The sequence below is a fragment of the Citrobacter sp. CK195 genome (assembly GCF_030333365.1).
Taxonomy (GTDB): Bacteria; Pseudomonadota; Gammaproteobacteria; order Enterobacterales; family Enterobacteriaceae; genus Citrobacter_B; species Citrobacter_B koseri.
In genome coordinates this window covers 680,863-706,330 of record NZ_JAOWGB010000026.1, presented here as the reverse complement: position 1 = coordinate 706,330, position 25,468 = coordinate 680,863, and the positions used below count along the sequence as shown (strand labels likewise).

At 55.6% G+C, this 25,468-nt stretch carries 20 protein-coding genes; 17 read left to right on the top strand and 3 right to left on the bottom strand.

From position 1 onward, the window contains the following. Positions 1-50 precede the first annotated feature (50 nt). Genes ugpA through ugpQ form a run of 4 tightly spaced genes read left to right on the top strand, consistent with a single transcriptional unit; the run spans position 51 to position 3,605 of the window. Entirely contained in the window at positions 51-938 is an 888-nt protein-coding gene (gene ugpA, locus OGX93_RS20740) for a sn-glycerol-3-phosphate ABC transporter permease UgpA (protein ID WP_024131024.1), read from the top strand. After that, positions 935-1,780: a sn-glycerol-3-phosphate ABC transporter permease UgpE gene (gene ugpE / locus OGX93_RS20735; RefSeq protein WP_047460601.1), complete on the top strand. Its 846-nt coding sequence runs from the start codon at positions 935-937 to the stop codon at positions 1,778-1,780. Before ugpA ends, ugpE begins: the two co-directional genes overlap by 4 nt. Positions 1,781-1,788: 8 nt before the next feature. Beyond that, entirely contained in the window at positions 1,789-2,859 is a 1,071-nt protein-coding gene (locus tag OGX93_RS20730) for a sn-glycerol-3-phosphate import ATP-binding protein UgpC (protein WP_012135556.1), read from the top strand. Continuing rightward, positions 2,856-3,605, top strand: a complete 750-nt coding sequence (gene ugpQ, locus OGX93_RS20725; protein WP_115608745.1) for a glycerophosphodiester phosphodiesterase — start codon at positions 2,856-2,858, stop codon at positions 3,603-3,605. Before OGX93_RS20730 ends, ugpQ begins: the two co-directional genes overlap by 4 nt. Here ugpQ and OGX93_RS20720 read toward each other — a convergent pair. Further along, entirely contained in the window at positions 3,586-3,966 is a 381-nt protein-coding gene (locus tag OGX93_RS20720) for a DUF2756 family protein (RefSeq protein WP_012135554.1), read from the bottom strand. The genes ugpQ and OGX93_RS20720 overlap by 20 nt on opposite strands. Before the next feature lie 120 nt (positions 3,967-4,086). Here OGX93_RS20720 and ggt point away from each other — a divergent pair, with 120 nt between their 5' ends. The 6 genes from ggt to gntU all read left to right on the top strand — a co-directional run bounded on the left by ggt (position 4,087) and on the right by gntU (position 11,567). Next, on the top strand, positions 4,087-5,832 hold the full coding sequence (gene ggt, locus OGX93_RS20715) for a gamma-glutamyltransferase (RefSeq protein WP_286448931.1): 1,746 nt from the start codon (positions 4,087-4,089) through the stop codon (positions 5,830-5,832). Positions 5,833-6,408: 576 nt separating this feature from the next. Further along, positions 6,409-7,446 carry an oxidoreductase gene (locus OGX93_RS20710; protein ID WP_049012101.1) on the top strand — a complete coding sequence of 346 codons (1,038 nt, stop codon included), beginning with the start codon at positions 6,409-6,411 and terminating at the stop codon, positions 7,444-7,446. A 123-nt stretch (positions 7,447-7,569) separates the two neighbouring features. Beyond that, the gene (gene yhhW / locus OGX93_RS20705) at positions 7,570-8,265 is read left to right on the top strand and encodes a quercetin 2,3-dioxygenase (protein WP_012135544.1); all 696 of its coding nucleotides are present in this window, start codon (positions 7,570-7,572) and stop codon (positions 8,263-8,265) included. 296 nt (positions 8,266-8,561) lie between these two features. Beyond that, positions 8,562-9,557 carry a gluconate operon transcriptional repressor GntR gene (gntR, locus tag OGX93_RS20700; RefSeq protein ID WP_024131020.1) on the top strand — a complete coding sequence of 332 codons (996 nt, stop codon included), beginning with the start codon at positions 8,562-8,564 and terminating at the stop codon, positions 9,555-9,557. Positions 9,558-9,696: 139 nt separating this feature from the next. Next, positions 9,697-10,227 carry a gluconokinase gene (gene gntK, locus OGX93_RS20695; RefSeq protein ID WP_024131019.1) on the top strand — a complete coding sequence of 177 codons (531 nt, stop codon included), beginning with the start codon at positions 9,697-9,699 and terminating at the stop codon, positions 10,225-10,227. Next, a complete protein-coding gene (gene gntU, locus OGX93_RS20690) occupies positions 10,227-11,567 on the top strand; it encodes a gluconate transporter (RefSeq protein WP_047460635.1) in 1,341 nt (446 codons plus the stop codon). Before gntK ends, gntU begins: the two co-directional genes overlap by 1 nt. Positions 11,568-11,650: 83 nt before the next feature. On the opposite strand, the gene yhgN is transcribed toward gntU, so the two are convergent. Further along, entirely contained in the window at positions 11,651-12,244 is a 594-nt protein-coding gene (yhgN, locus tag OGX93_RS20685; protein ID WP_286448932.1) for an NAAT family transporter YhgN, read from the bottom strand. A 191-nt stretch (positions 12,245-12,435) separates the two neighbouring features. Here yhgN and asd point away from each other — a divergent pair, with 191 nt between their 5' ends. From asd to glgP, 6 genes are all read left to right on the top strand, one after another. After that, complete coding sequence (gene asd / locus OGX93_RS20680; RefSeq protein ID WP_012135538.1) at positions 12,436-13,542, top strand: aspartate-semialdehyde dehydrogenase; 1,107 nt, start codon at positions 12,436-12,438, stop codon at positions 13,540-13,542. Positions 13,543-13,904: 362 nt separating this feature from the next. Then, positions 13,905-16,091, top strand: a complete 2,187-nt coding sequence (gene glgB, locus OGX93_RS20675; protein ID WP_286448933.1) for a 1,4-alpha-glucan branching enzyme — start codon at positions 13,905-13,907, stop codon at positions 16,089-16,091. Continuing rightward, positions 16,088-18,061 carry a glycogen debranching protein GlgX gene (gene glgX / locus OGX93_RS20670; RefSeq protein ID WP_286448935.1) on the top strand — a complete coding sequence of 658 codons (1,974 nt, stop codon included), beginning with the start codon at positions 16,088-16,090 and terminating at the stop codon, positions 18,059-18,061. The genes glgB and glgX overlap by 4 nt, the downstream gene beginning before the upstream one ends. 17 nt (positions 18,062-18,078) lie before the next feature. Beyond that, a complete protein-coding gene (glgC, locus tag OGX93_RS20665; protein ID WP_024131017.1) occupies positions 18,079-19,374 on the top strand; it encodes a glucose-1-phosphate adenylyltransferase in 1,296 nt (431 codons plus the stop codon). After that, positions 19,374-20,807 carry a glycogen synthase GlgA gene (gene glgA / locus OGX93_RS20660; protein ID WP_012135534.1) on the top strand — a complete coding sequence of 478 codons (1,434 nt, stop codon included), beginning with the start codon at positions 19,374-19,376 and terminating at the stop codon, positions 20,805-20,807. Before glgC ends, glgA begins: the two co-directional genes overlap by 1 nt. Before the next feature lie 19 nt (positions 20,808-20,826). Next, positions 20,827-23,274 carry a glycogen phosphorylase gene (gene glgP, locus OGX93_RS20655; RefSeq protein WP_248622800.1) on the top strand — a complete coding sequence of 816 codons (2,448 nt, stop codon included), beginning with the start codon at positions 20,827-20,829 and terminating at the stop codon, positions 23,272-23,274. 136 nt (positions 23,275-23,410) lie between these two features. Here glgP and glpD read toward each other — a convergent pair whose 3' ends face one another. Continuing rightward, the gene (glpD, locus tag OGX93_RS20650) at positions 23,411-24,919 is read right to left on the bottom strand and encodes a glycerol-3-phosphate dehydrogenase (RefSeq protein ID WP_012135531.1); all 1,509 of its coding nucleotides are present in this window, start codon (positions 24,917-24,919) and stop codon (positions 23,411-23,413) included. Positions 24,920-25,121: 202 nt separating this feature from the next. On the opposite strand from glpD, the gene glpE reads away from it, so the two are divergent. Then, positions 25,122-25,448, top strand: coding sequence for a thiosulfate sulfurtransferase GlpE (gene glpE / locus OGX93_RS20645; protein ID WP_012135529.1), 327 nt, complete (start codon positions 25,122-25,124; stop codon positions 25,446-25,448). Positions 25,449-25,468 lie beyond the last annotated feature (20 nt).

Here is a 25,468-nt window from a genome sequence, read left to right as displayed (position 1 = left end):
GCCGGGTAAGGCGAAGCCGCCACCCGGCACTGTTCAGGAATCAAATCTTCATGTCATCATCCCGTCCGGTGTTTCGCTCGCGTTGGCTGCCGTATTTGCTGGTTGCGCCGCAACTGGCGATCACCGTCATTTTCTTTATCTGGCCTGCGGGCGAAGCGCTGTGGTATTCGCTGCAAAGCGTCGATCCGTTTGGGCTGTCCAGCCAGTTTGTCGGTCTGGATAACTTTGTCGCCTTATTCCATGACAGCTACTACCTCGACTCCTTCTGGACGACGATGAAATTCAGTGCGCTGGTGACGGTAAGCGGCCTGTTGGTCTCACTGTTTTTCGCCGCGCTGGTGGATTACGTGGTACGCGCAAGCCGCCTGTATCAAACGCTGATGCTGCTGCCTTACGCCGTTGCGCCAGCGGTGGCCGCCGTACTGTGGATCTTCCTGTTCAACCCTGGGCGCGGGCTAATCACCCATTTTCTTGCCGGGTTCGGCTATGACTGGAACCATGCGCAACACAGCGGCCAGGCCATGTTTCTGGTGGTGTTCGCTTCAGTCTGGAAGCAGATTAGTTACAACTTCCTGTTCTTTTTTGCCGCGTTGCAATCCATTCCCCGCTCGCTGACGGAAGCGGCAGCGATTGATGGGGCGGGTCCGGTTCGGCGCTTCTTTAAACTTTCGCTACCGCTGATTGCGCCGGTGAGTTTCTTCCTGCTGGTGGTCAATCTGGTGTATGCCTTCTTCGACACCTTCCCGGTGATCGACGCCGCTACCGCAGGCGGACCGGTACAGGCGACGACCACGCTGATTTATAAGATTTACCGCGAAGGCTTTGCCGGACTGGATCTCTCCGCCTCTGCCGCACAGTCGGTGGTGCTGATGTTCCTCGTCATCATTCTGACGGTTATCCAGTTCCGCTATGTGGAAAGTAAGGTGCGTTACCAATGATTGAGAACCGTCGCGGGCTGACGATATTCAGCCACACTATGTTGATTCTGGGGATTGTGGTGATCCTGTTTCCCTTGTATGTCGCCTTTGTGGCGGCGACGCTGGACAACAGCGCGGTGTTCGATACGCCGATGACGCTCATTCCCGGAACGCATCTGCTGGAAAACATGGCAACGATCTGGGTTAACGGCGTGGGCGTGAACAGCGCGCCGTTCTGGCTGATGATGCTTAACAGTTTCATCATGGCTTTTGGCATTACGGTGGGGAAAATTACCGTTTCTATGCTGTCGGCGTTTGCCATTGTCTGGTTTCGTTTTCCGCTGCGTAATCTGTTTTTCTGGATGATCTTTATCACCCTGATGCTGCCGGTTGAGGTGCGTATTTTCCCGACGGTGGAAGTGATCGCCAATCTGAAAATGCTCGACAGCTACGCGGGTCTGACCCTGCCGCTGATGGCCTCAGCGACCGCCACCTTTCTGTTTCGCCAGTTCTTTATGACGCTGCCGGACGAGCTGATTGAAGCGGCGCGCATCGACGGTGCTTCACCGATGCGCTTTTTCCGCGACATTGTGCTGCCGCTGTCGAAAACCAATCTCGCGGCGCTGTTCGTCATCACCTTCATCTACGGCTGGAACCAGTACCTGTGGCCGTTGCTGATTATTACCGACGTTGATCTCGGCACCGCCGTTGCGGGGATTAAAGGCATGATCGCCACCGGGGAAGGCACCACTCAGTGGAATCAGGTGATGGCGGCGATGCTGCTGACCCTGATTCCCCCCGTCGTTATCGTTTTAGCCATGCAGCGCGCGTTTGTACGCGGCCTGGTGGACAGTGAGAAGTAGGAAATTTTATGGCTGGTTTGAAATTACAGGCAGTAACCAAAAGCTGGGACGGCAAAACCCAGGTCATACAGCCGTTAACGCTGGATGTGGCGGATGGCGAGTTTATTGTGATGGTTGGGCCGTCCGGCTGCGGTAAATCGACGCTGCTGCGTATGGTGGCCGGGCTTGAGCGGGTAACGAGCGGCGATATCTGGATTGACCGCCAGCGCGTTACGGAGATGGAGCCGAAAGACAGGGGCATTGCGATGGTGTTCCAGAACTACGCGCTCTACCCACACATGAGCGTAGAGGAGAACATGGCGTGGGGACTGAAGATTCGCGGCATGGGCAAAGGGCATATTGCCGAACGGGTGAAAGAGGCGGCGCGGATTCTGGAGCTGGACGGTTTGCTCAAACGCCGTCCACGCGAGCTTTCCGGCGGCCAGCGCCAGCGTGTGGCAATGGGACGTGCGATTGTGCGCGATCCGGCCGTCTTCCTGTTTGACGAGCCGCTGTCCAACCTTGACGCTAAATTGCGCGTCCAGATGCGCCTTGAGTTACAACATCTGCATCGCCGCCTGAAAACCACCTCGCTGTACGTGACGCACGATCAGGTCGAAGCGATGACGCTCGCCCAGCGGGTGATGGTGATGAACAAAGGCGTAGCGGAGCAAATCGGTACGCCGGTAGAGGTGTATGAGAAGCCCGCCAGCCGCTTTGTGGCGAGCTTTATCGGCAGCCCGGCGATGAATCTGCTGGAGGGGCGCATCAGCGCCGCAGGCACCCATTTTGAGCTGGAGAGCGGGATGGCGCTGCCCGTTAACTGGAACTATCGCCGCTATGCCGGGCGGAAAATGACGCTGGGTATCCGTCCTGAGCATATTGCGCTAAGCTCGCAGGCAGAAGGCGGCGTACCGCTGGTGATGGACACGCTGGAGATGCTGGGGGCGGATAACCTGGCGCACGGACGCTGGGGCGATCAAAAAATGGTCGTGCGGCTGGCGCATCAGCAACGTCCGACGGCAGGCGGCACGCTATGGCTGCATTTGCCGGAAAATCATCTGCATCTTTTCGATGGCGAAACAGGACAACGAGTATGAGTAACTGGCCTTATCCCCACATCGTCGCGCATCGCGGCGGCGGAAAACTCGCACCGGAAAACACGCTGGCGGCGATTGACGTGGGGGCGCGGTGCGGACACACGATGATTGAGTTTGACGTGAAGCTGTCGAAAGACGGCGAGATCTTTCTGCTGCATGACGACAACCTGGAGCGCACCAGTAACGGCTGGGGCGTGGCGGGGGAAGTCAACTGGCAGGATCTGCTGCGCGTTGATGCCGGGAGCTGGTTTAGCGGCAAGTTTAAAGGCGAGCCGTTGCCGCTGTTGTCTCAGGTAGCGGAACGCTGCCGCGAGCACGGCATGATGGCGAATATTGAAATTAAACCGACGACCGGCACCGGGCCATTGACGGGGAGAGTGGTGGCGCTGGCGGCGCGGGAGCTGTGGTCTGGAATGACCGCGCCTTTGCTTTCATCGTTTGAAATTGATGCGCTGGAAGCGGCGCAACAGGCGGCGCCAGAGCTACCGCGCGGTTTACTGCTGGATGACTGGCGTGACGACTGGCATGCGCTGACGACCCGGCTGGGCTGCGTCTCTGTTCATCTCAACCATAAATTGCTTGATGAAGCGCGGGTAAAAGTGCTCAAGGCGGCGGGACTGCGCATTCTGGTTTACACCGTCAACAAACCCCAGCGCGCGGCGGAACTGCTGCGCTGGGGCGTGGACTGCATCTGTACCGATGCCATTGATGTGATTGGGCCGGATTTTACTGCGGCGAGTTATTGAGCATATCGCCACTCTGTCGCTGGGGCAGCAGATGTTGCTGACCGCTGCTCTGGCGGGTTCCACCGCTTAACATCCCGCCATTGTTGTTTGGTAAAACCTGCTCACGCACCTGGCCCTGCTGGACCCGCTGCGCGTTATTGTTCATCTGCGTTTGCAGATGCTGTTGCTGAAGCTGGGTCTGCGTTTTTAACTGCTGGTTAAGCATTCCTTTCTGCTGGGTCTGCTGCGTCTGCATTTGGGTTTGCATCCGCTGTTGACTCGGGATCTGATACCCCGGCTGATTCGGGTTATTCATGGTGTTGATGGGCTGCGCAAAGCCGGAAAACGGCAGTAGCGCCGCTAAAATTAAGAGTCGTTTCATCGTCTTTCCTCCTCTGGGGGGATCTATTAAGTTTACTCCTTTCCCGCCGCAACGATGATTATTTCAGAGTTATGCACCAGGCTTAGTGGGGGGCTGACCCCGTATCTCTGGAGAATAACGATGATGAAACCGACGTTTTTGCGCCGGGTAGCCATTGCTGCTCTGCTCTCAGGAAGTTGTTTTAGTGTTGTTGCCGCGCCGCCTGCGCCACCTCCGGTGTCATACGGCGTTGAAGAGGATGTTTTCCACCCTGTTCGTGCGAAGCAGGGGATGGTGGCATCCGTGGATGCGATGGCGACCCAGGTTGGCGTCGATATCCTTAAGCAAGGGGGAAATGCCGTCGATGCGGCGGTTGCCGTTGGCTATGCGCTGGCGGTGACGCATCCGCAGGCGGGGAACCTCGGCGGCGGGGGTTTTATGCTGCTGCGCACCAAAGACGGGAATACCACGGCGATCGACTTCCGCGAAATGGCGCCAGCCAATGCCACCCGCGATATGTTCCTGGACGATCAGGGCAATCCTGACAGTAAAAAATCGCTGACGTCGCACCTGGCGACCGGTACGCCGGGCACCGTGGCCGGATTCTCGCTGGCGCTGGAGAAATACGGCACCCTGCCGCTCAACAAAGTGATACGCCCGGCGATGAAACTTGCGGATGAGGGATTCGTCGTCAACGATGCGCTGGCGGATGACCTGAAAACCTACGGTAGTGAGGTGCTGCCGAATTATGAAAACAGCAAGGCCATTTTCTGGAAAGACGGCGAACCGCTGAAGAAGGGCGACAAGCTGGTGCAGAAAAACCTGGCGAAAAGTCTGGAGATGATTGCTGAGAATGGCCCGGATGCCTTCTACAAAGGGGCAATAGCCGACCAGATCGCACAGGAGATGCAGAAGAACGGGGGGCTTATCACCAAAGAGGATCTGGCGGCTTACAAAGCGGTAGAACGCACGCCGATTAGCGGCGACTATCGCGGGTATCAGGTCTTTTCGATGCCGCCTCCGTCCTCCGGCGGCATTCATATCGTGCAGATCCTCAATATCCTTGAAAACTTCGACATGAAGAAATACGGGTTTGGCAGCGCCGATGCCATGCAGATAATGGCTGAAGCGGAGAAATATGCCTATGCCGATCGGTCGGAGTATCTCGGCGACCCGGATTTTGTGAAGGTGCCATGGCAGGCGCTGACCAGTAAAGCGTATGCGAAATCCATTGCCGATCAGATAGATATCACTAAAGCCAAACCGTCCAGCGAGATTCGCCCCGGTAAACTGGCGCCGTATGAAAGCAATCAGACCACCCATTTCTCGGTGGTGGATAAAGACGGCAACGCGGTGGCCGTCACCTACACCCTGAACACCACGTTTGGCACCGGGATTGTGGCGGGAAACACCGGGATTCTGCTCAACAATGAGATGGATGACTTCTCCGCGAAACCTGGCGTACCAAACGTTTACGGTCTGGTGGGCGGCGATGCTAACGCCGTAGGGCCGAAGAAACGTCCGCTGTCGTCAATGTCGCCAACCATTGTGGTGAAAGACGGTAAAACCTGGCTGGTGACAGGTAGCCCTGGCGGTAGCCGGATTATTACCACCGTGCTGCAAATGGTGGTCAACAGCATTGATTTCGGGATGAATGTCGCTGAGGCGACCAACGCACCGCGTTTCCATCATCAGTGGCTGCCGGATGAGCTGCGCGTGGAAAAGGGCTTTAGCCCGGATACGCTGAAACTCCTGGAACAGCGTGGGCAAAAAGTCGCGCTGAAAGAAGCGATGGGCAGCACCCAGAGCATCATGGTCGGGCCGGATGGTTCGCTGTACGGTGCGTCTGACCCGCGCTCAGTCGATGATTTAACGGTAGGGTATTGAGGTGAAATTGCCCGGTAGCGTTACGCTTGCCGGTGCCTTCAATTTCAAAGCCATGCTTCTCTGCACCCTTAGCAGATTAAAAGTCCTTTTAAACATCATTGACTTTAAAAACGGAGTCAACTGCATTTTTTTGCAAAAAGTATTGGACAAGTGCGAATGAGAATGATTATTATTGCTCTGCGTTCAGGGAGACCCTTGCGGAGAACCTGAAAGCACGACATTGCTCACATTGCTTCCAGTATTACTTTAGCCAGCCGGGTGCTGGCTTTTTTTTTGGCTCAGTTTCGGGCTGGTTTGCTGGTCAGTTTTGTAGGCCGGATAAGGCAAAGCCGTCATCCGGCAATGGCGCTTGTGATGCCGGATGGCGCTTATGCTTATCCGGCCTACGATCTGACCGCGACGCCGACGACCGATCTTGAGGTTGTAGGCCGGATAAGGCAAAGCCGTCATCCGGCAATGGTTCTTGTGACGCCGGATGGCGCTTATGCTTATCCGGCCTACGATCGTTTCACCGCTATTTCCCACATGTTGTTTGCGCTATGGTGTATGCAATCACCTTTCAAAAAGGACACTCCCATGACCTTACACTGCGCATTTATTGGCTTTGGTAAAAGCACCACCCGCTATCATCTGCCGTATGTTCTTAACCGTAAAGGCAGCTGGCATGTTGCGCATATCTTCCGCCGTCACGCGAAGCCGGAGGAGCAGGCGCCGATCTACTCGCATATTCACTTCACCAGCGATCTTGATGAAGTGCTGAACGATCCGCAGGTAAAACTGGTGATCGTCTGTACCCATGCGGACAGCCATTTTGACTACGCCCGGCGCGCGCTGGAGGCGGGAAAAAACGTGCTGGTGGAAAAACCGTTTACGCCAACGCTTGCCGAGGCGAAAGTGTTGTTCGAACTGGCGCGGAGCAAAGGGCTGACCGTCACGCCGTACCAGAACCGCCGCTTTGACTCCTGTTTCCTGACCGCCAAAAAAGCGATTGAGAGCGGCAAACTGGGCGAGATTGTTGAAGTTGAAAGCCACTTTGATTACTACCGACCGGTTGCGGAAACCAAACCTGGCCTGCCGCAGGACGGCGCGTTTTACGGCCTCGGCGTGCATACGATGGATCAAATTATTTCGCTGTTCGGACGCCCGGACCATGTGGCCTATGACATCCGCAGCCTGCGCAATAAAGCCAACCCGGATGATACGTTCGAAGCGCAGCTGTTTTACGGCGATCTGAAAGCCATCGTTAAAACCAGCCATTTAGTGAAGATCGATTACCCGAAATTTATCGTTCACGGCACCAGAGGCTCGTTTGTGAAGTACGGCATCGACCAGCAGGAAACCAGCCTGAAGGCCAATATCATGCCCGGCGAACCGGGGTTTGCGGCGGATGATTCTGTCGGCCTGCTGGAATACGTTAATGACGAAGGCGTGACGGTGAAAGAAGAGATGAAACCGGAGGTCGGCGACTATGGCCGCGTTTATGACGCCCTGTTCGAGACCATTACGCATGGCGTGCCGAATTACGTCAAGGAATCTGACGTTCTCACCAACCTTGAGATCCTTGAGCGGGCGTTTGAACAGGCGTCTCCGGCCACTGTAACCCTTGCGAAATAAACAAAATCAACGCCTCTGGGCTTGTTCATAATTTTTGAACAGAGGAGTCAATTTTCACCCTCTATGATCCCGTCTGGATTGGGTTCACACTTACTCCATCGAAAACATCTGGGGGTGAATACAATGATCTACTTACGCAAAGCAAACGACCGTGGTCATGCGAATCATGGCTGGCTGGATTCCTGGCATACTTTCTCTTTTGCAAACTACTATGACCCTAACTTTATGGGCTTCTCGGCACTGCGCGTGATTAACGATGACGTTATTGAAGCAGGACAGGGCTTTGGGACGCACCCGCATAAAGACATGGAAATCCTGACCTATGTGCTGGAAGGCGCAGTGGAACACCAGGACAGTATGGGTAACAAAGAGCAGGTTCCTGCCGGTGAGTTCCAGATAATGAGCGCCGGGACGGGCATTCGTCACTCGGAATACAACCCGAGCAATACCGACCGCCTGCGTTTGTATCAGATTTGGATCATGCCGCAGGAAAACGGGATTACGCCGCGTTACGAGCAGCGTCGTTTTGACGCCGTACAGGGCAAACAGCTGGTGCTGTCGCCGGATGCGCGCGACGGTTCGCTGAAAGTGAATCAGGATATGGAGCTGTACCGTTGGGCGCTGCTGAAAGACGAACAGTCGGTACACCAGATCTCCGCCGAACGCCGCATCTGGATTCAGGTGGTGAAAGGTAACGTCACCATTAACGGCACCAAAGCGTCTACCAGCGACGGTCTGGCGATTTGGGATGAGCAGGCGATCTCCATCCATGCCGACAGCGATAGCGAAGTGTTACTGTTCGACCTGCCGCCAGTTTAAAAATACACGTCATCCTTCAAGCCGCATCTTTGTTGGCTTCCTGGCTTACCCTGGTCGCGTACTTGATGTACGCTTCCGGGGATTTAATGAGGGACATCCTTGTCCCTCACCAGAGGCAACCTTCGGTTGTTCAAATTCGTTCCTGACGAATTTGTCACTGCGTCGCCGCCTTGATGCAACTCGAATGATTTAGTGTATTTCTCACAATACAAAAACAACCTTAGTTTTCTCTGCGAAGGTTCATGCACGTCCGTGGTAAACTGGGGAAATCTATCCCTTTTATGCCTTTCAGGACGATGAAAAAGAAAAGACCCGTACTTCAGGATGTGGCTGACCGCGTAGGCGTGACCAAAATGACGGTCAGCCGTTTTCTGCGTAACCCGGAGCAGGTCTCCGTCGCGCTGCGGGGCAAGATCGCTGCTGCACTTGATGAACTGGGTTACATTCCCAATCGTGCTCCCGATATTCTTTCTAACGCGACCAGCCGTGCGGTGGGCGTTCTGCTGCCGTCGTTAACCAACCAGGTTTTCGCCGAGGTGTTACGCGGAATTGAGACCGTCACCGATGCCCACGGCTACCAGACGATGCTGGCGCACTACGGCTATAAGCCGGAAATGGAACAGGAACGTCTGGAGTCGATGCTGTCATGGAACATTGACGGGTTAATCCTCACTGAACGTACCCATACGCCGCGCACGCTCAAAATGATTGAAGTCGCGGGCATTCCGGTGGTGGAGCTGATGGACAGCAAATCGCCATGCCTCGATATCGCCGTCGGTTTTGACAACTTTGAAGCCGCGCGTCAGATGACCGCCGCGATTATCGCGCGCGGCCATCGTCATATCGCCTATCTGGGGGCGCGCCTCGACGAACGTACTATCATCAAACAGAAGGGCTATGAACAGGCCATGCTGGACGCCGGGCTGGTGCCCTACAGCGTGATGGTGGAGCAATCGTCGTCTTACTCTTCCGGGATTGAGCTGATCCGCCAGGCAAGACGTGAATACCCACAACTGGACGGTATTTTCTGTACCAACGATGACCTTGCCGTCGGGGCGGCGTTCGAATGCCAGCGTTTAGGGCTCAAAATTCCTGATGATATGGCGATTGCCGGTTTCCACGGCCACGACATTGGTCAGGTGATGGAACCGCGTCTGGCCAGCGTACTTACGCCGCGTGAGCGGATGGGCAGTATCGGCGCAGAGCGCCTGCTGGCGCGCATACGCGGTGAAGCGGTGACGCCTAAAATGTTAGATTTAGGTTTCACCTTGTCACCGGGTGGATCTATTTAGTCCAACAAATTTGAAGTAGCTCACACTTATTCACTTCTGCCACGAATGGATATTGCTTCTATTCTGGTCCGGCTGGACAATGTTACCGATAACAGTTACCCGTAACAATTCCTGATCCTTGTACTGTGGGGGCACCACTTTGAGCACGACTAACCATGATCACCACATTTACGTTCTGATGGGCGTATCAGGCAGTGGCAAATCCGCTGTCGCCAGCGAAGTGGCGCATCAGCTGCATGCCGCGTTTCTTGATGGCGATTTTCTCCATCCGCGTTGCAACATCATGAAAATGGCCTCCGGCGAGCCGTTGAATGACGACGACCGCAAGCCGTGGTTACAGGCGCTGAACGATGCGGCGTTTGCGATGCAGCGAACCAATAAGGTATCGCTGATTGTCTGTTCCGCACTGAAAAAACACTATCGCGACCTGCTGCGCGACGGTAACCCAAACCTGTCTTTCATCTACCTGAAAGGGGATTTTGACGTTATCGAAAGCCGCCTGAAGGCACGTAAAGGCCACTTCTTTAAAACGCAGATGCTGGTAACTCAGTTTGACACGCTGGAAGAGCCGGGCGCTGACGAGAGCGATGTACTGGTGGTGAATATCGATCAGCCGCTGGAAGGTGTCGTGGCAAGCACCATTGAGGTCATTAACAAAGGCAGTAAGTAGTGAGTACATTAACGCTTGTTTTAACAGCAGTAGGTTCTGTTTTACTGCTGCTGTTTTTAGTGATGAAGGCGCGTATGCACGCCTTCGTTGCTTTGATGGTGGTGTCTATTGGCGCAGGTCTCTTTTCCGGTATGCCGCTCGATAAAATCGCGGCGACGATGGAAAAAGGGATGGGCGGTACGCTTGGCTTCCTGGCGATTGTCGTCGCACTGGGCGCCATGTTCGGCAAAATTTTGCATGAGACGGGCGCAGTCGATCAGATTGCCGTCAAAATGCTCAAATCTTTCGGCCACAGCCGCGCGCATTACGCGATTGGTCTGGCGGGGCTGATTTGCGCGCTGCCGCTGTTCTTTGAAGTCGCCATTGTGCTGCTGATCAGCGTCGCATTCTCTATGGCGCGCCATACCGGAACAAACCTTGTGAAGCTGGTCATTCCGCTGTTTGCGGGCGTGGCGGCGGCTGCGGCGTTTCTGCTGCCCGGGCCTGCGCCGATGCTGCTGGCGTCTCAAATGCACGCTGATTTTGGCTGGATGATCCTGATTGGTCTGTGCGCGGCAATCCCTGGCATGATCATCGCCGGGCCGCTGTTTGGTAATTTCATTGGCCGCTATGTGGAACTGCACGTCCCGGACGACATTACCGAACCGCATCTGGGCGAAGGTAAAATGCCGTCGTTTGGCTTCAGCCTCTCGCTGATCCTGCTGCCGCTGGTGCTGGTAGGGCTGAAAACGATCGCCGCGCGCTTTGTCGCGGAAGGTTCCAGCGCTTACGAATGGTTTGAGTTTATCGGCCACCCGTTCACCGCGATTCTGGTGGCGTGCCTGGTGGCAATCTATGGCCTGGCGGTGCGTCAGGGGATGGCGAAAGATAAAGTCATGGCGATCTGCGGTCAGGCGCTGCAACCGGCGGGCATTATTCTGTTGGTGATTGGCGCAGGCGGCGTGTTCAAGCAGGTTCTGGTGGATTCCGGCGTTGGCCCGGCGCTGGGCGAAGCGTTAACCGGTATGGGCTTGCCGATTGCTATCACCTGCTTCGTGCTGGCGGCAGCGGTGCGTATCATTCAGGGTTCCGCGACCGTCGCGTGCTTAACGGCGGTGGGGCTGGTGATGCCGGTGGTGGAACAACTGAACTTCTCCGGCGCGCAGATGGCGGCATTGTCTATCTGTATCGCGGGCGGTTCTATCGTGGTCAGCCATGTAAACGACGCCGGTTTCTGGCTGTTCGGTAAATTCACTGGCGCGACCGAAGCGCAAACGCTGAAGACCTGGACGATGATGGAAACCATTCTCGGCACCGTCGGCGCGATTGTCGGTATGATTGCGTTCCAGCTTCTGAGCTGAGTCTTGTTGCCCGGTGGCGCGCCGCTTACCGGGCCTACAAGTGAGCACATATCCACACCGTAGGCCGGGTAAGCGCCACCCGGCTAGCCTTTCATCCACATCCGAATGCCGTCCAGGAACATCTGGGTCGCCATCATCACCAGAATCAACCCCATCAGACGTTCCAGCGCGTTAACCCCTTTCTCGCCCAGCAGACGCAGGAACAGCGACGATTGCAGCAGAATCACAAACGTGCCGCCCCAGGCGATCAGCAGAGCGATGACCAGATGCCCCATCTGGTTCGGATACTGATGCGATAACAGCATCAGCGTCGCCAGGATGGTCGGGCCCGCCACCAGAGGGATGGCCAGCGGTACGATAAACGGTTCTTCGCCCGCCGGGAGTCCGGCGCTGTTGCCTGATGCGCTGGGGAAAATCATTTTAATGGCGATCAGGAACAGAATAATCCCCCCGGAGATCGACACGGTTTCCGCCCGCAGGTTGAGAAAGACCAAAATTTTCTCGCCCGCAAACAGGAAAATGAGCATCAGTAAAAGCGCAATAAACAGCTCGTGAACCATAATCGCCCGGCGGCGCTTTGGTTCGGTATGTTTCAGTACGGACATGAAAATGGGCAGGTTTCCGAGTGGATCCATAATCAGGATCAATAAAACTGCCGCTGAAATGATTTCATTCATAACTCAAATTCCCTGATAATTACTGCGGACTTTCTGCTTGCTTAGGAAGCGGGATAAGTCGCATTACTGATGGCTTCGCTATCATTGATTAATTTCACTTGCGACTTTGGCTGCTTTTTGTATGGTGAAGGAAGAACCAGTAGGACACTGGTTTGCATACACAGCACACATCTTTGCAGGAAAAAAACGCTATGAAAAATGTTGGTTTTATCGGCTGGCGCGGTATGGTCGGCTCTGTACTCATGCAACGCATGGTTGAAGAGCGCGACTTCGATGCCATTCGCCCTGTTTTCTTTTCTACTTCCCAGCTTGGGCAGGCAGCGCCGACGTTCGGCGGTACGCCCGGCGGCACACTTCAGGATGCCTTTGATCTCGACGCGCTGAAGGCGCTTGATATCATTGTGACCTGTCAGGGCGGCGATTATACCAACGAAATCTATCCAAAGCTCCGTGAAAGCGGCTGGCAGGGCTACTGGATTGACGCGGCATCCTCGCTGCGCATGAAAGACGACGCCATCATTATTCTTGATCCGGTTAACCAGGATGTCATTACCGACGGCCTGAACAACGGCATTAAAACCTTCGTCGGCGGTAACTGTACCGTCAGCCTGATGCTGATGTCGCTGGGCGGTCTGTTTGCTAATGACCTGGTGGACTGGGTTTCTGTTGCGACTTACCAGGCGGCGTCCGGCGGCGGCGCGCGTCATATGCGCGAACTGCTGGCGCAGATGGGCCACTTGTACGGTCACGTAGCCGATGAGCTGGCGACCCCTTCTTCCGCGATCCTCGACATTGAGCGCAAAGTGACGACCCTGACCCGCAGCGGCGACCTGCCGGTTGATAACTTTGGAGTACCGCTGGCGGGCAGCCTGATTCCGTGGATCGACAAACAGCTCGATAACGGCCAGAGCCGCGAAGAGTGGAAGGGCCAGGCGGAAACCAACAAAATTCTCAACACCTCTTCCGTGATCCCGGTGGATGGTCTGTGCGTGCGCGTCGGCGCGCTGCGCTGCCACAGCCAGGCGTTCACCATTAAACTGAAAAAAGACGTGTCTGTTCCGACCGTGGAAGAACTGCTGGCCGCGCACAACCCGTGGGCGAAAGTGGTACCCAACGATCGTGATATTACCCTGCGTGAGTTAACCCCGGCTGCCGTTACCGGCACGCTCACCACGCCGGTTGGCCGCCTGCGTAAGCTGAACATGGGGCCGGAGTTCCTCTCCGCCTTTACCGTTGGCGATCAGCTGCTTTGGGGCGCGGCAGAACCGCTGCGCCGTATGCTGCGTCAGCTGGCGTAATTGTGGATGGCCTGGTAGCGCGACGCTCATCAGGCCCACCAATAACGTGAATCATCAGGCCGGATAACGCATCGCCGCCATCCGGTAAACAAAACAGAGTTTAAATGTTGGGTGCTGAGTCACCCTTTTTTTTGCGTAATACAGGAGTAAGCGCAGATGTTCCAATATTTACCAGGAGTAAGATAAAGCATTGGCTATTCTTTAAGGGTGTCTTAATACCGGAGGTATTAAGCCTTAGCCTGAAGGTGGGACGGGGCAGAGAGGATGCACATTGGTGCTGCGCCGTTCAGGTCAAAGAAGTGTCACAACCTGATGTCGAAGATCAGTTGGAAGGGGTGACACCATAAAACAGGAAGACAGCCATGTCCGATCGTATCGATAGAGACGTGATTAATGCGCTAATTGCGGGCCATTTTGCGGACCCTTTTTCCGTACTTGGTATGCACCAAACCACCGCGGGACTGGAAGTCCGCGCCCTATTGCCTGATGCCACCGAAGTGTGGGTGATTGAACCGAAAACCGGACGTAAAGTCGGCAAACTGGAATGTATCGACTCACGCGGTTTTTTTAGCGGTGTGCTCCCCCGACGCAAAAATTTCTTTCGCTATCAGCTCGCTGTTGTCTGGCATGGACAGCAGAATCTGATTGACGATCCTTACCGTTTTGGCCCGCTGATCCAGGAAATGGATGCCTGGTTGCTGTCTGAAGGCACGCATTTACGCCCGTATGAAACGCTGGGCGCACATGCCGACACAATGGACGGCGTTACTGGAACCCGTTTTTCCGTCTGGGCGCCGAATGCCCAGCGCGTCTCTGTCGTTGGGCAATTCAACTACTGGGATGGCCGCCGCCACCCGATGCGCCTGCGCAAAGAGAGCGGTATCTGGGAGCTGTTTATTCCCGGCGCGCAACACGGTCAGTTGTACAAGTTCGAGATGATCGATGCGCATGGCAAGCTGAGAATCAAAGCCGACCCGTATGCGTTTGAAGCGCAAATGCGCCCGGAAACGGCCTCGCTGATCTGCGGTCTACCGGAAAAAGTGGTGCAGACGGAAGAGCGCAAACAAGCCAACCGGTTCGATGCGCCAGTCTCCATCTATGAAGTGCATCTGGGCTCGTGGCGTCGTCATACCGATAACAATTTCTGGCTGAGCTACCGCGAACTGGCGGATCAGCTTATTCCATACGTAAAATGGATGGGCTTTACCCACCTCGAACTGCTTCCTGTTAATGAACATCCCTTTGATGGCAGCTGGGGCTACCAGCCGACCGGGCTGTATGCGCCGACCCGCCGTTTCGGCACGCGCGATGACTTCCGCTATTTCATCAATGCCGCTCATCAGGCGGGTCTGAACGTCATTCTTGACTGGGTGCCGGGCCACTTCCCGTCGGATGATTTTGGTCTGGCGGATTTCGACGGCACCAAACTGTATGAGCACAGCGACCCGCGCGAAGGGTATCACCAGGACTGGAACACGCTTATCTATAACTACGGGCGCCGTGAAGTCAGCAACTATCTGGTCGGGAACGCGCTTTACTGGATTGAGCGTTTCGGCATTGATGCGCTGCGTGTAGACGCCGTGGCGTCGATGATTTACCGCGACTACAGCCGCAAAGAAGGTGAGTGGATCCCCAACGAGTTCGGCGGGCGTGAGAACCTGGAAGCCATTGAGTTCTTACGCAATACCAACCGTATTCTGGGAGAGCAGGTGCCTGGCGCGGTGAGCATGGCCGAGGAGTCCACTGACTTCGCTGGCGTGTCCCGACCACAGGATATGGGCGGACTGGGTTTCTGGTACAAATGGAACCTGGGCTGGATGCATGACACGCTGGACTACATGAAGCTGGACCCGGTTCATCGCCAGTATCATCACGATAAGCTGACCTTCGGCATGCTCTACAACTACACCGAAAACTTTGTCCTGCCGCTGTCGCATGACGAAGTGGTGCATGGCAAAAAATCGATTCTCGACCGTATGCCTGGCGACGCCTGGCAGAAATTCGCCAACCTGCGCGCCTATTACGGCTGGATGTGGGCGTTCCCCGGTAAGAAACTGCTGTTTATGGGCAACGAGTTCGCCCAGGGGCGCGAGTGGAACCACGACGCCAGCCTTGACTGGCATCTGCTGGAAGGCGGCGACAACTGGCACCACGGCGTACAGCGGCTGGTGCGCGATCTCAACCATACCTATCGCCACCATAAGGCGCTGCATGAACTTGATTTTGATGCTTACGGTTTTGAATGGCTGGTGGTGGATGATAACGAACGTTCGGTGCTGATTTTTGTCCGCCGCGATAAAGTCGGCAATGAAATCATCGTCGCCAGCAACTTTACCCCGGTGCCGCGCCATGACTATCGTTTTGGCATCAATCAGCCAGGGCAATGGCGGGAGATTGTGAATACCGACTCCATGCACTACCACGGCAGCAATACCGGCAACGGCGGGGTGGTGCACAGCGACGAGATCGCCAGCCACGGCCGCCAGCACTCATTGAGTCTGACGCTGCCGCCGCTGGCCACCATCTGGCTTGTGCGGGAGGGTGAATGACGCAACTGGCAACCGGCAAAGCGACACCGCATGGCGCGACGTATGACGGTCATGGCGTCAACTTCACGCTTTTTTCGGCGCATGCGGAGCGCGTTGAACTGTGCGTGTTTGATGCGCTCGGCAATGAGCAGCGGTATGACCTGCCGGGGCGTAGCGGCGATGTCTGGCACGGCTACCTTGCCGACGCCAGGCCCGGCCTGCGCTACGGGTATCGCGTACACGGCCCGTGGCAACCCGCGCAAGGGCACCGCTTTAACCCGGCAAAACTGCTTATCGATCCCTGCGCTCGCCGCGTTGAAGGAGAGCTGAAGGATAACCCGCTGCTGCACGGCGGGTACGACGAGCCGGATCATCGTGATAATGCCGCCGTTGCCCTGAAGTGCGTTGTCACCGCCGACCGCTATGACTGGGAAGATGACGCCCCGCCGCGCACGCCGTGGGGCAACACGGTCATCTACGAAGCGCATGTGAAGGGGCTGACGTACCTGCATCCGGCGATCCCGTCAGAGATTCGCGGCACCTGGAAGGCGCTGGGCCATCCGGTGATGATCGCGTATTTCAAGCAGTTGGGCATTACCGCGCTGGAGCTGTTGCCGGTGGCGCATTTTGCCAGTGAACCGCGCTTACAGCGCCTGGGGCTGTCGAATTACTGGGGCTATAACCCGGTGGCGATGTTCGCGCTGCATCCGGCTTATGCCTGCTCCCCGGAAACGGCGCTGGATGAGTTTCGCGATGCCATCAAAGCGCTGCATAAAGCCGGTATTGAAGTCATTCTTGATATTGTGCTGAACCATAGCGCGGAGCTGGATCTCGACGGGCCGCTCTTCTCCCTGCGCGGAATCGACAACCGTAGCTATTATTGGATCAAGGAGGATGGCGACTATCACAACTGGACCGGCTGCGGCAACACCCTCAATCTGAGCCATCCCGGTGTGGTGGAGTTTGCGTGCGAGTGCCTGCGCTACTGGGTTGAAACATGCCATGTGGACGGTTTTCGTTTTGATCTGGCCTCCGTGATGGGGCGCACCCCGGCGTTCCGTCAGGATGCGCCGCTGTTTACCGCCATCAACAATTGCCCGGTATTGTCGAGCGTGAAGCTCATTGCTGAGCCCTGGGATATCGGCGAAGGCGGCTATCAGGTAGGGAATTTCCCGCCGCCGTTTGCCGAGTGGAACGACCATTTCCGTGACGCGGCCCGCCGCTTCTGGTTGCAACGCAATCTGCCCCTCGGTGAGTTTGCCGGACGTTTCGCCGGTTCCAGCGATGTGTTTAAACGCCACGATCGCCTGCCCAATGCGTCCGTCAATCTGATCACCGCGCATGACGGTTTTACGCTGCGCGACTGTGTTTGTTTCAATCAGAAACACAATGAGGCGAACGGTGAGGAAAATCGGGACGGCACCAACAACAATTACAGTGATAATCATGGTAAAGAGGGATTAGGCGGCACGCTGGATCTGATTGAACGGCGGCGCGACAGCATTCACGCCCTGCTGACCACGTTGTTGCTCTCTCAGGGAACGCCGATGCTGCTGGCGGGCGATGAACACGGCCATAGCCAGCACGGCAACAATAACGCTTACTGCCAGGATAACGCATTAACCTGGCTGGACTGGCAGCAGGCAAACAGTGGGCTAACCACCTTTACCGCTGCATTGATTCATCTTCGCCAGCAGATACCGGCATTAGTGGGAAATCGCTGGTGGGAAGAAAGTGACGGCAATGTTCGTTGGCTGAATAAAAATGCAGAGCCCTTAAGCGCGGGCGAGTGGGAGAACGGGCCGAAACAGATGCAGATCCTGCTTTCAGACCGCTTCCTTATCGCGATAAACGCCACGCTTGAGGTGACAGATATCGTTTTACCTGAAGGGGAGTGGCACGCTATTCCCCCATTCGCTGGAGAGGATAATCCGGTGATTACGGCTGTCTGGCAGGGACCTGCGCACGGACTGTGTGTGTTCCAGAGATGATAAAAAAGGAGTTAGTCATGGTGAGTTTAGAGAAGAACGATCGTGTAATGTTGGCGCGCCAGCTGCCATTAAAATCTGTTGCCCTGATCCTGGCCGGTGGCCGTGGTACACGCCTGAAAGATTTAACCAACAAACGTGCCAAACCTGCCGTGCACTTTGGCGGTAAGTTCCGCATCATCGATTTTGCCTTATCCAACTGTATTAACTCCGGGATCCGCCGCATTGGCGTGATCACGCAATACCAGTCTCATACTCTGGTACAGCATATTCAGCGCGGCTGGTCATTCTTCAGCGAAGAGATGAACGAATTCGTCGACCTGCTTCCCGCCCAGCAAAGGATGCAGGGTGAAAACTGGTATCGTGGAACGGCGGATGCCGTGACCCAGAACCTGGACATCATTCGTCGCTATAAAGCGGAATATGTGGTGATCCTCGCGGGCGATCATATCTACAAGCAGGACTACTCGCGCATGCTGATCGACCACTTCGAAAAAGGAGCGCGCTGCACCGTGGCGTGTATGCCGGTGCCGATTGAAGAGGCCACCGCGTTTGGCGTGATGGCGGTGGACGAGAGCGACAAGATCATCGAGTTTGTTGAAAAACCGGCGAATCCGCCAGCCATGCCTGGTGATGCGACGAAATCTCTCGCCAGCATGGGGATCTACATTTTCAACGCCGATTATCTGTATGAGTTGCTGGAGGAGGACGACAAAGACGACACCTCCAGCCACGATTTCGGTAAAGATATCATCCCAAAAATCACCAAAGCCGGTATGGCATATGCGCATCCATTCCCGCTGTCCTGCGTGCAGTCCGATCCCGAATCTGAACCTTACTGGCGCGATGTGGGTACGCTGGAAGCCTACTGGAAAGCCAACCTCGACCTGGCCTCGGTGACGCCGGAACTCGACATGTATGATCAGGACTGGCCGATCCGCACGCACATGGAGTCTCTGCCGCCTGCGAAATTTGTTCAGGATCGCTCCGGCAGCCACGGTATGACGCTTAACTCGCTGGTCTCCGGCGGGTGCATTATATCCGGTTCGGTGGTGGTGCAGTCCGTCCTGTTCCCGCGCGTGAGGGTGAACTCATTCTGTAACATCGATTCGGCAGTCCTGCTGCCAGAGGTCTGGGTTGGACGCTCATGCCGCTTGCGTCGTTGCATCATCGATCGCGCCTGCGTAATCCCGGAAGGTATGGTGATTGGTGAAAACGCGGAAGAAGATGCCCGTCGTTTCTACCGTTCAGAGGAAGGCATTGTGCTGGTCACGCGTGAAATGCTGCGCAAATTGCAGGTCAAACAGGAGCGATAATGCAGGTTTTACATGTATGTTCAGAGATGTTCCCCCTGCTAAAAACAGGTGGTCTGGCGGATGTGATTGGCGCGTTGCCTGCGGCACAGATTGCGGATGGTGTGGATGCTCGTGTGCTGCTTCCTGCATTTCCTGATATTCGTCGGGGCATCCCGGATGCGCAGGTAGTGACCCGGCGCGATACCTTTGCGGGAAGAATTACGCTCCTGTTCGGGCATTATAACGGCGTGGGAATCTACCTGATTGATGCGCCGCATCTGTATGACCGTCCGGGAAGCCCTTATCACGATACGAATTTATTCGCCTATACCGATAACGTCCTGCGGTTTGCGCTGCTGGGATGGGTGGGATGTGAAATGGCCTGCGGGCTTGATCCATTCTGGCGCCCGGATGTGGTGCATGCGCACGACTGGCATGCAGGCCTGGCGCCTGCGTATCTGGCCGCGCGCGGGCGTCCGGCGAAATCGGTGTTTACCGTACACAACCTGGCCTATCAAGGCATGTTTTATGCACATCACATGGATGACATCCAACTGCCATGGTCGTTCTATAACATGCATGGTCTGGAGTTTAACGGGCAGATTTCATTCCTGAAGGCGGGGTTGTATTACGCCGACCATATTACGGCGGTGAGCCCGACCTATGCGCGTGAAATTACCGAGCCGCAGTTCGCGTACGGGATGGAAGGCCTGCTGCGTCAGCGTCATCAGGAAGGGCGTCTGTCCGGCGTGCTGAATGGCGTGGATGAGAAAATCTGGAGCCCGGAAACGGATCTGCTGCTGGCGGCGCGCTATACGCGTGATTCGCTGGAGGAGAAAGCGGAGAACAAGCGCCAGCTACAGATTGCGATGGGGCTGAAAGTGGATGACAAAGCGCCGCTGTTCGCCGTGGTCAGCCGTCTGACCAGCCAGAAAGGGCTGGATCTGGTGCTGGAGGCGTTGCCGGGATTGCTGGAGCAGGGCGGGCAACTGGCGCTGCTGGGCGCGGGCGATCCGGTATTGCAGGAAGGATTTTTAGCGGCGGCGGCGGAACACCCAGGCCAGGTGGGCGTGCAGATCGGCTATCACGAAGCCTTCTCTCACCGCATCATGGGCGGGGCGGATGTCATTCTGGTGCCCAGCCGCTTTGAGCCGTGCGGCTTAACGCAGTTATACGGACTGAAGTACGGCACGCTGCCGCTGGTGCGGCGTACCGGTGGGCTTGCTGATACGGTGTCGGACAGTTCGCTGGAAAACCTGGCGGACGGCATCGCCAGTGGGTTTGTATTTGAAGATAGTAATGCCTGGTCTCTGTTACGGGCGATCCGGCGTGCTTTCGTGTTGTGGTCCCGACCTTCGCTCTGGCGGTTTGTGCAACGCCAGGCTATGGCCATGGATTTTAGCTGGCAAGTCGCGGCGAAGTCTTACCGCGAGCTTTACTATCGCTTGAAATAGTTATCCAGGAATCACCTATATGAATGCTCCATTTACTTATGCATCGCCCACTCTTAGCGTAGAAGCGCTTAAGCATTCTATTGCCTACAAACTGATGTTCACGATTGGTAAAGATCCGGTCATTGCCAATAAACATGAATGGCTGAACGCCACGCTGTTCGCGGTGCGCGATCGCCTCGTGGAACGCTGGCTGCGTTCTAACCGTGCTCAACTGTCGCAGGAAACCCGTCAGGTCTATTACCTGTCGATGGAATTTTTGATTGGCCGAACCCTCTCCAATGCCTTGTTATCGTTGGGTATTTACGGCGATGTTAAAGGGGCGCTGGAAGCGATGGGGCTGGATCTCGAAGAACTGATTGATGAAGAGAACGACCCCGGTCTTGGCAACGGCGGTCTTGGCCGTCTGGCGGCGTGCTTCCTTGATTCGCTGGCGACCCTGGGCCTGCCGGGGCGCGGCTATGGAATTCGCTACGACTACGGCATGTTCAAGCAGAACATTGTCGAGGGGCGGCAGAAAGAGTCCCCGGACTACTGGCTGGAATACGGCAATCCGTGGGAGTTCAAACGCCATAATACGCGCTACAAAGTGCGTTTCGGCGGGCGAATTCAGCAGGAAGGCAAGAAAGCCCGCTGGATTGAAACCGAAGAGATTCTGGCGGTGGCCTATGACCAGATTATCCCGGGTTATGATACCGACGCCACCAACACGCTGCGCCTGTGGAGCGCTCAGGCCAGTAGCGAAATCAACCTTGGTAAATTTAACCAGGGCGACTACTTCGCGGCGGTAGAGGACAAAAACCACTCTGAAAACGTATCCCGCGTGCTTTACCCGGATGACTCCACCTATTCGGGACGCGAGCTGCGCCTGCGTCAGGAGTACTTCCTGGTTTCCTCAACGGTACAGGACATTCTGAGCCGTCACTACCAGCTGCATAAAACCTATGACAACCTGGCGGATAAAATCGCCATTCACCTCAATGATACCCACCCGGTGCTGTCGATCCCGGAACTGATGCGCTTGTTGATTGATGAGCACAAATTCAGCTGGGACGATGCGTTTGAGGTGTGCTGCCAGGTCTTCTCCTACACCAACCACACGCTGATGAGCGAAGCGCTGGAAACCTGGCCGGTGGATATGCTGGGTAAAATCCTGCCGCGTCATTTGCAGATCATCTTTGAGATTAACGACTATTTCCTGAAAACGTTGCAGGAGCAGTATCCCAACGATACCGCTCTGCTGGGGCGGGCGTCGATTATCGATGAGTCCAACGGTCGTCGCGTCCGTATGGCGTGGCTGGCGGTAGTGGTGAGCCATAAAGTGAATGGCGTGTCGGAGCTGCACTCTAACCTGATGGTGCAGTCGCTGTTTGCTGATTTTGCGAGTATCTTCCCGACCCGCTTCTGCAACGTGACCAACGGCGTGACGCCGCGCCGCTGGCTGGCGCTGGCGAACCCGTCGCTTTCTGAGGTGCTGGACGAAAATATCGGGCGCACCTGGCGTACGGATCTCAGCCAGCTAAGCGAACTACAGCAGCATTGCGATTTCCCGCTGGTGAATCACGCGGTGCGCCAGGCGAAGCTGGAAAACAAAAAACGGCTGGCAATACTCATCGCTCAGCAGTTGAACGTGGTGGTCAATCCGAAGGCGTTGTTTGATGTGCAGATTAAACGTATTCACGAGTACAAACGTCAGTTGATGAATGTGCTGCATGTGATTACGCGTTATAACCGCATCAAGGAAGATCCTGAGGCGGAATGGGTGCCGCGCGTGAATATCTTTGCCGGTAAGGCGGCTTCGGCCTATTACATGGCGAAGCACATTATTCACCTGATCAATGACGTTGCTAAGGTGATCAACAACGATCCGCAGATTGGCGATAAGCTGAAAGTGGTGTTTATCCCGAACTACAGCGTGAGCCTGGCGCAGGTCATTATTCCTGCCGCCGACCTGTCTGAGCAGATTTCGCTGGCGGGTACGGAGGCGTCTGGCACCAGTAACATGAAGTTTGCGCTCAACGGCGCGCTGACCATCGGTACGCTGGACGGCGCAAACGTCGAGATGCTGGAGCATGTGGGGGCGGAGAATATCTTTATCTTTGGCAATACGGCGGAAGAGGTGGAAGAACTGCGCAAGCAGGGCTATAAACCGCGCGAGTATTACGAAAAAGATGCGGAGCTGCACCAGGTGCTGACGCAGATCGGCAGCGGCGTGTTCAGCCCGGAAGAGCCGGGGCGCTACCGTGATCTGGTGGATTCATTGATTAACTTTGGCGACCACTATCAGGTGCTGGCGGATTATCGTAGCTATGTTGATTGCCAGGATAAGGTGGATGAATTGTATCGTCATCCCGAAGAGTGGACCGCGAAAGCGATGCTCAATATCGCCAATATGGGGTATTTCTCTTCCGACAGGACGATCAAGGAGTATGCCGAAAATATCTGGCACATTGATTCGGTAAGGTTGTAACACGGGGCAGGACTAGCTGTAGGCCGGATAAGACGTTAGCCGCCATCCGGCAAAAGGCCCGGTGGTGCTGACGCTTACCGGGCCTGTGGACTGTTTTGTAGGCCGGATAAGGCGTAGCCGCCATCCGGCATTGTCATTACGACGCCAGCGACAACTGACGTTTGCCAATATATTCCGCCAGCCACTGGCTCACGCGGGACTGCTGCTCGGCGTTGAGCCACATCCCTTCTTTGGTGCGGCGCCACAACGCGTCGTCCGCACGACGTACCCATTCGTGATCTACCAGATACTTCAGCTCCGCTTCGTAAAGTTCGTGACCGAAATCTTCACCTAACTCGGCAACGGAGGTGGCTTCGCCGAGTATCCACTCGGTATTGCTGCCGTAGGTACGGGAATAATGACGCGCCAGCGACTCCGTCAGGAACGGATAGCGGCGGCGCAGTTTGGCCGCGTAATCTTCACGATCGCCGCCGATATCCCCGCCAGGAAGCACGCACTCTTTAGTCCAGGCCGGGCCAATGCCCTGGTAATAGGACGACAGTTTTTCCATCGCGTGTTCGGCCAGCTTACGATAAGTGGTCAGCTTACCGCCGAATACCGACAGCAGCGGCGCTTTGCCGTTTTCATCGTGGATATCCAGCGTGTAGTCACGGGTGATCGCCTGCGGAGAATCGGACTCGTCGTCGCACAGTGGACGCACGCCGGAGTAGGTCCAGACGATATCGTCTCGGCCCAGTTGTTTCTTGAAGTGCGCGTTATAGACCTTCAACAGGTAATTGATTTCGCTTTCATCAATTTTCACTGCTTTCGGATCGCCTTTGTACTCCACGTCAGTGGTGCCGATGATTGAGAACTCATCCATCCACGGAATCACAAATACGATACGCTTATCTTCGTTTTGCAGGATATAAGCCTGTTTCTGCGTATGCACGCGCGGCACCACAATGTGGCTGCCTTTGATCAGACGAATGCCATAGGGTGAAGGCAGGTGCATACCGTCGTCGAAGAACTGTTTTACCCACGGCCCCGTGGCGTTGACCAGACCACGCGCCTGCCAGGTGTGCTTTTTACCGGTATCGATATCTTCCGCTTCTACGATCCACAGACCGTTTTCACGACGGGCAGAGGTCGCTCGGGTACGGGTTAACACTTCCCCGCCTTTACGCACCACCATTTGGGCGTTTGCCAGAACCAGACGCGCATCGTCTACCCAGCAGTCAGAATATTCGAAACCGCGCACGATCTCAGGTTTCAGCACCGAATCTGCGCCAAAACGCAAACCGGTTGAACCGGGCAGACTGGTGCGTTTGCCCAGATGATCGTACATAAACAGACCAATTCGGATCATCCATGCCGGGCGCAGGTGCGGGCGGTGAGGCAGGCGGAAGCGCATCGGGAAGGCGATGTGCGGCGCCATTTTCAGCAGCACTTCACGTTCGGCCAGCGCTTCGCTGACCAGGCGGAATTCGTAGTGTTCAAGGTAGCGTAAGCCACCGTGAATTAATTTAGAGCTGGCGGAAGAGGTTGCACAGGCCAAATCCTGCGCTTCCAGCATGAGCACGGATAAACCACGTCCGGCGGCGTCTGCCGCGATACCCGCACCGTTAATGCCCCCGCCTATCACAATCAGATCTTTGGTTTCCATGCTACCCTCTTGCACTTTCGTTAAAGCTCAAAAATGTTCGTTATCGAGCATAATAGCAAAAAAACGAGCTGGTGGTAACATCGAAAAAACATTTTAGAGTGATACATATAACATTATGGCGTTTACTTACCCCGGCGACGTACACTGAACGGTAAAATAGCCATCTGCATATAAAGCCTGCATATAAAAGAAAGAGAGACTCATGGATCAGTTTGAATGTATTAATGTCGAAGAAGCTCACCAGAAGCTGCACCAGGGAACGGCGGTGCTGGTGGATATCCGCGATCCGCAAAGCTATGCGATGGGCCACACGCCGCAGGCGTTCCATCTGACCAACGATACGCTGGGCGCGTTTATGCGCGACCATGATTTCGATACCGTGGTGATGGTGATGTGCTATCACGGCAATAGCAGCAAAGGCGCGGCACAGTACCTGCTACAACAGGGTTATGACGCGGTTTACAGTATTGATGGCGGGTTTGATGCCTGGCACCGCCATTTCCCCTCAGAGGTGGCATTTGGCGCTTAAGCCCACAAAGATGCAGCCTG

What these genes read in the sequence shown, in the direction of transcription:
- asd (WP_012135538.1), top strand. Translation starts at nt 12,436, where the DNA reads ATGAAAAATGTTGGTTTTATCGGCTGGCGCGGTATGGTCGGCTCTGTA.
- ggt (WP_286448931.1), top strand. Translation starts at nt 4,087, where the DNA reads ATGATGAAACCGACGTTTTTGCGCCGGGTAGCCATTGCTGCTCTGCTC.
- glgB (WP_286448933.1), top strand. Translation starts at nt 13,905, where the DNA reads ATGTCCGATCGTATCGATAGAGACGTGATTAATGCGCTAATTGCGGGC.
- OGX93_RS20710 (WP_049012101.1), top strand. Translation starts at nt 6,409, where the DNA reads ATGACCTTACACTGCGCATTTATTGGCTTTGGTAAAAGCACCACCCGC.
- ugpQ (WP_115608745.1), top strand. Translation starts at nt 2,856, where the DNA reads ATGAGTAACTGGCCTTATCCCCACATCGTCGCGCATCGCGGCGGCGGA.
- ugpE (WP_047460601.1), top strand. Translation starts at nt 935, where the DNA reads ATGATTGAGAACCGTCGCGGGCTGACGATATTCAGCCACACTATGTTG.
- glpE (WP_012135529.1), top strand. Translation starts at nt 25,122, where the DNA reads ATGGATCAGTTTGAATGTATTAATGTCGAAGAAGCTCACCAGAAGCTG.
- gntR (WP_024131020.1), top strand. Translation starts at nt 8,562, where the DNA reads ATGAAAAAGAAAAGACCCGTACTTCAGGATGTGGCTGACCGCGTAGGC.
- glgP (WP_248622800.1), top strand. Translation starts at nt 20,827, where the DNA reads ATGAATGCTCCATTTACTTATGCATCGCCCACTCTTAGCGTAGAAGCG.
- ugpA (WP_024131024.1), top strand. Translation starts at nt 51, where the DNA reads ATGTCATCATCCCGTCCGGTGTTTCGCTCGCGTTGGCTGCCGTATTTG.
- glgX (WP_286448935.1), top strand. Translation starts at nt 16,088, where the DNA reads ATGACGCAACTGGCAACCGGCAAAGCGACACCGCATGGCGCGACGTAT.
- OGX93_RS20720 (WP_012135554.1), bottom strand. Translation starts at nt 3,966, where the DNA reads ATGAAACGACTCTTAATTTTAGCGGCGCTACTGCCGTTTTCCGGCTTT.
- yhhW (WP_012135544.1), top strand. Translation starts at nt 7,570, where the DNA reads ATGATCTACTTACGCAAAGCAAACGACCGTGGTCATGCGAATCATGGC.
- glgC (WP_024131017.1), top strand. Translation starts at nt 18,079, where the DNA reads ATGGTGAGTTTAGAGAAGAACGATCGTGTAATGTTGGCGCGCCAGCTG.
- OGX93_RS20730 (WP_012135556.1), top strand. Translation starts at nt 1,789, where the DNA reads ATGGCTGGTTTGAAATTACAGGCAGTAACCAAAAGCTGGGACGGCAAA.
- yhgN (WP_286448932.1), bottom strand. Translation starts at nt 12,244, where the DNA reads ATGAATGAAATCATTTCAGCGGCAGTTTTATTGATCCTGATTATGGAT.
- glpD (WP_012135531.1), bottom strand. Translation starts at nt 24,919, where the DNA reads ATGGAAACCAAAGATCTGATTGTGATAGGCGGGGGCATTAACGGTGCG.
- glgA (WP_012135534.1), top strand. Translation starts at nt 19,374, where the DNA reads ATGCAGGTTTTACATGTATGTTCAGAGATGTTCCCCCTGCTAAAAACA.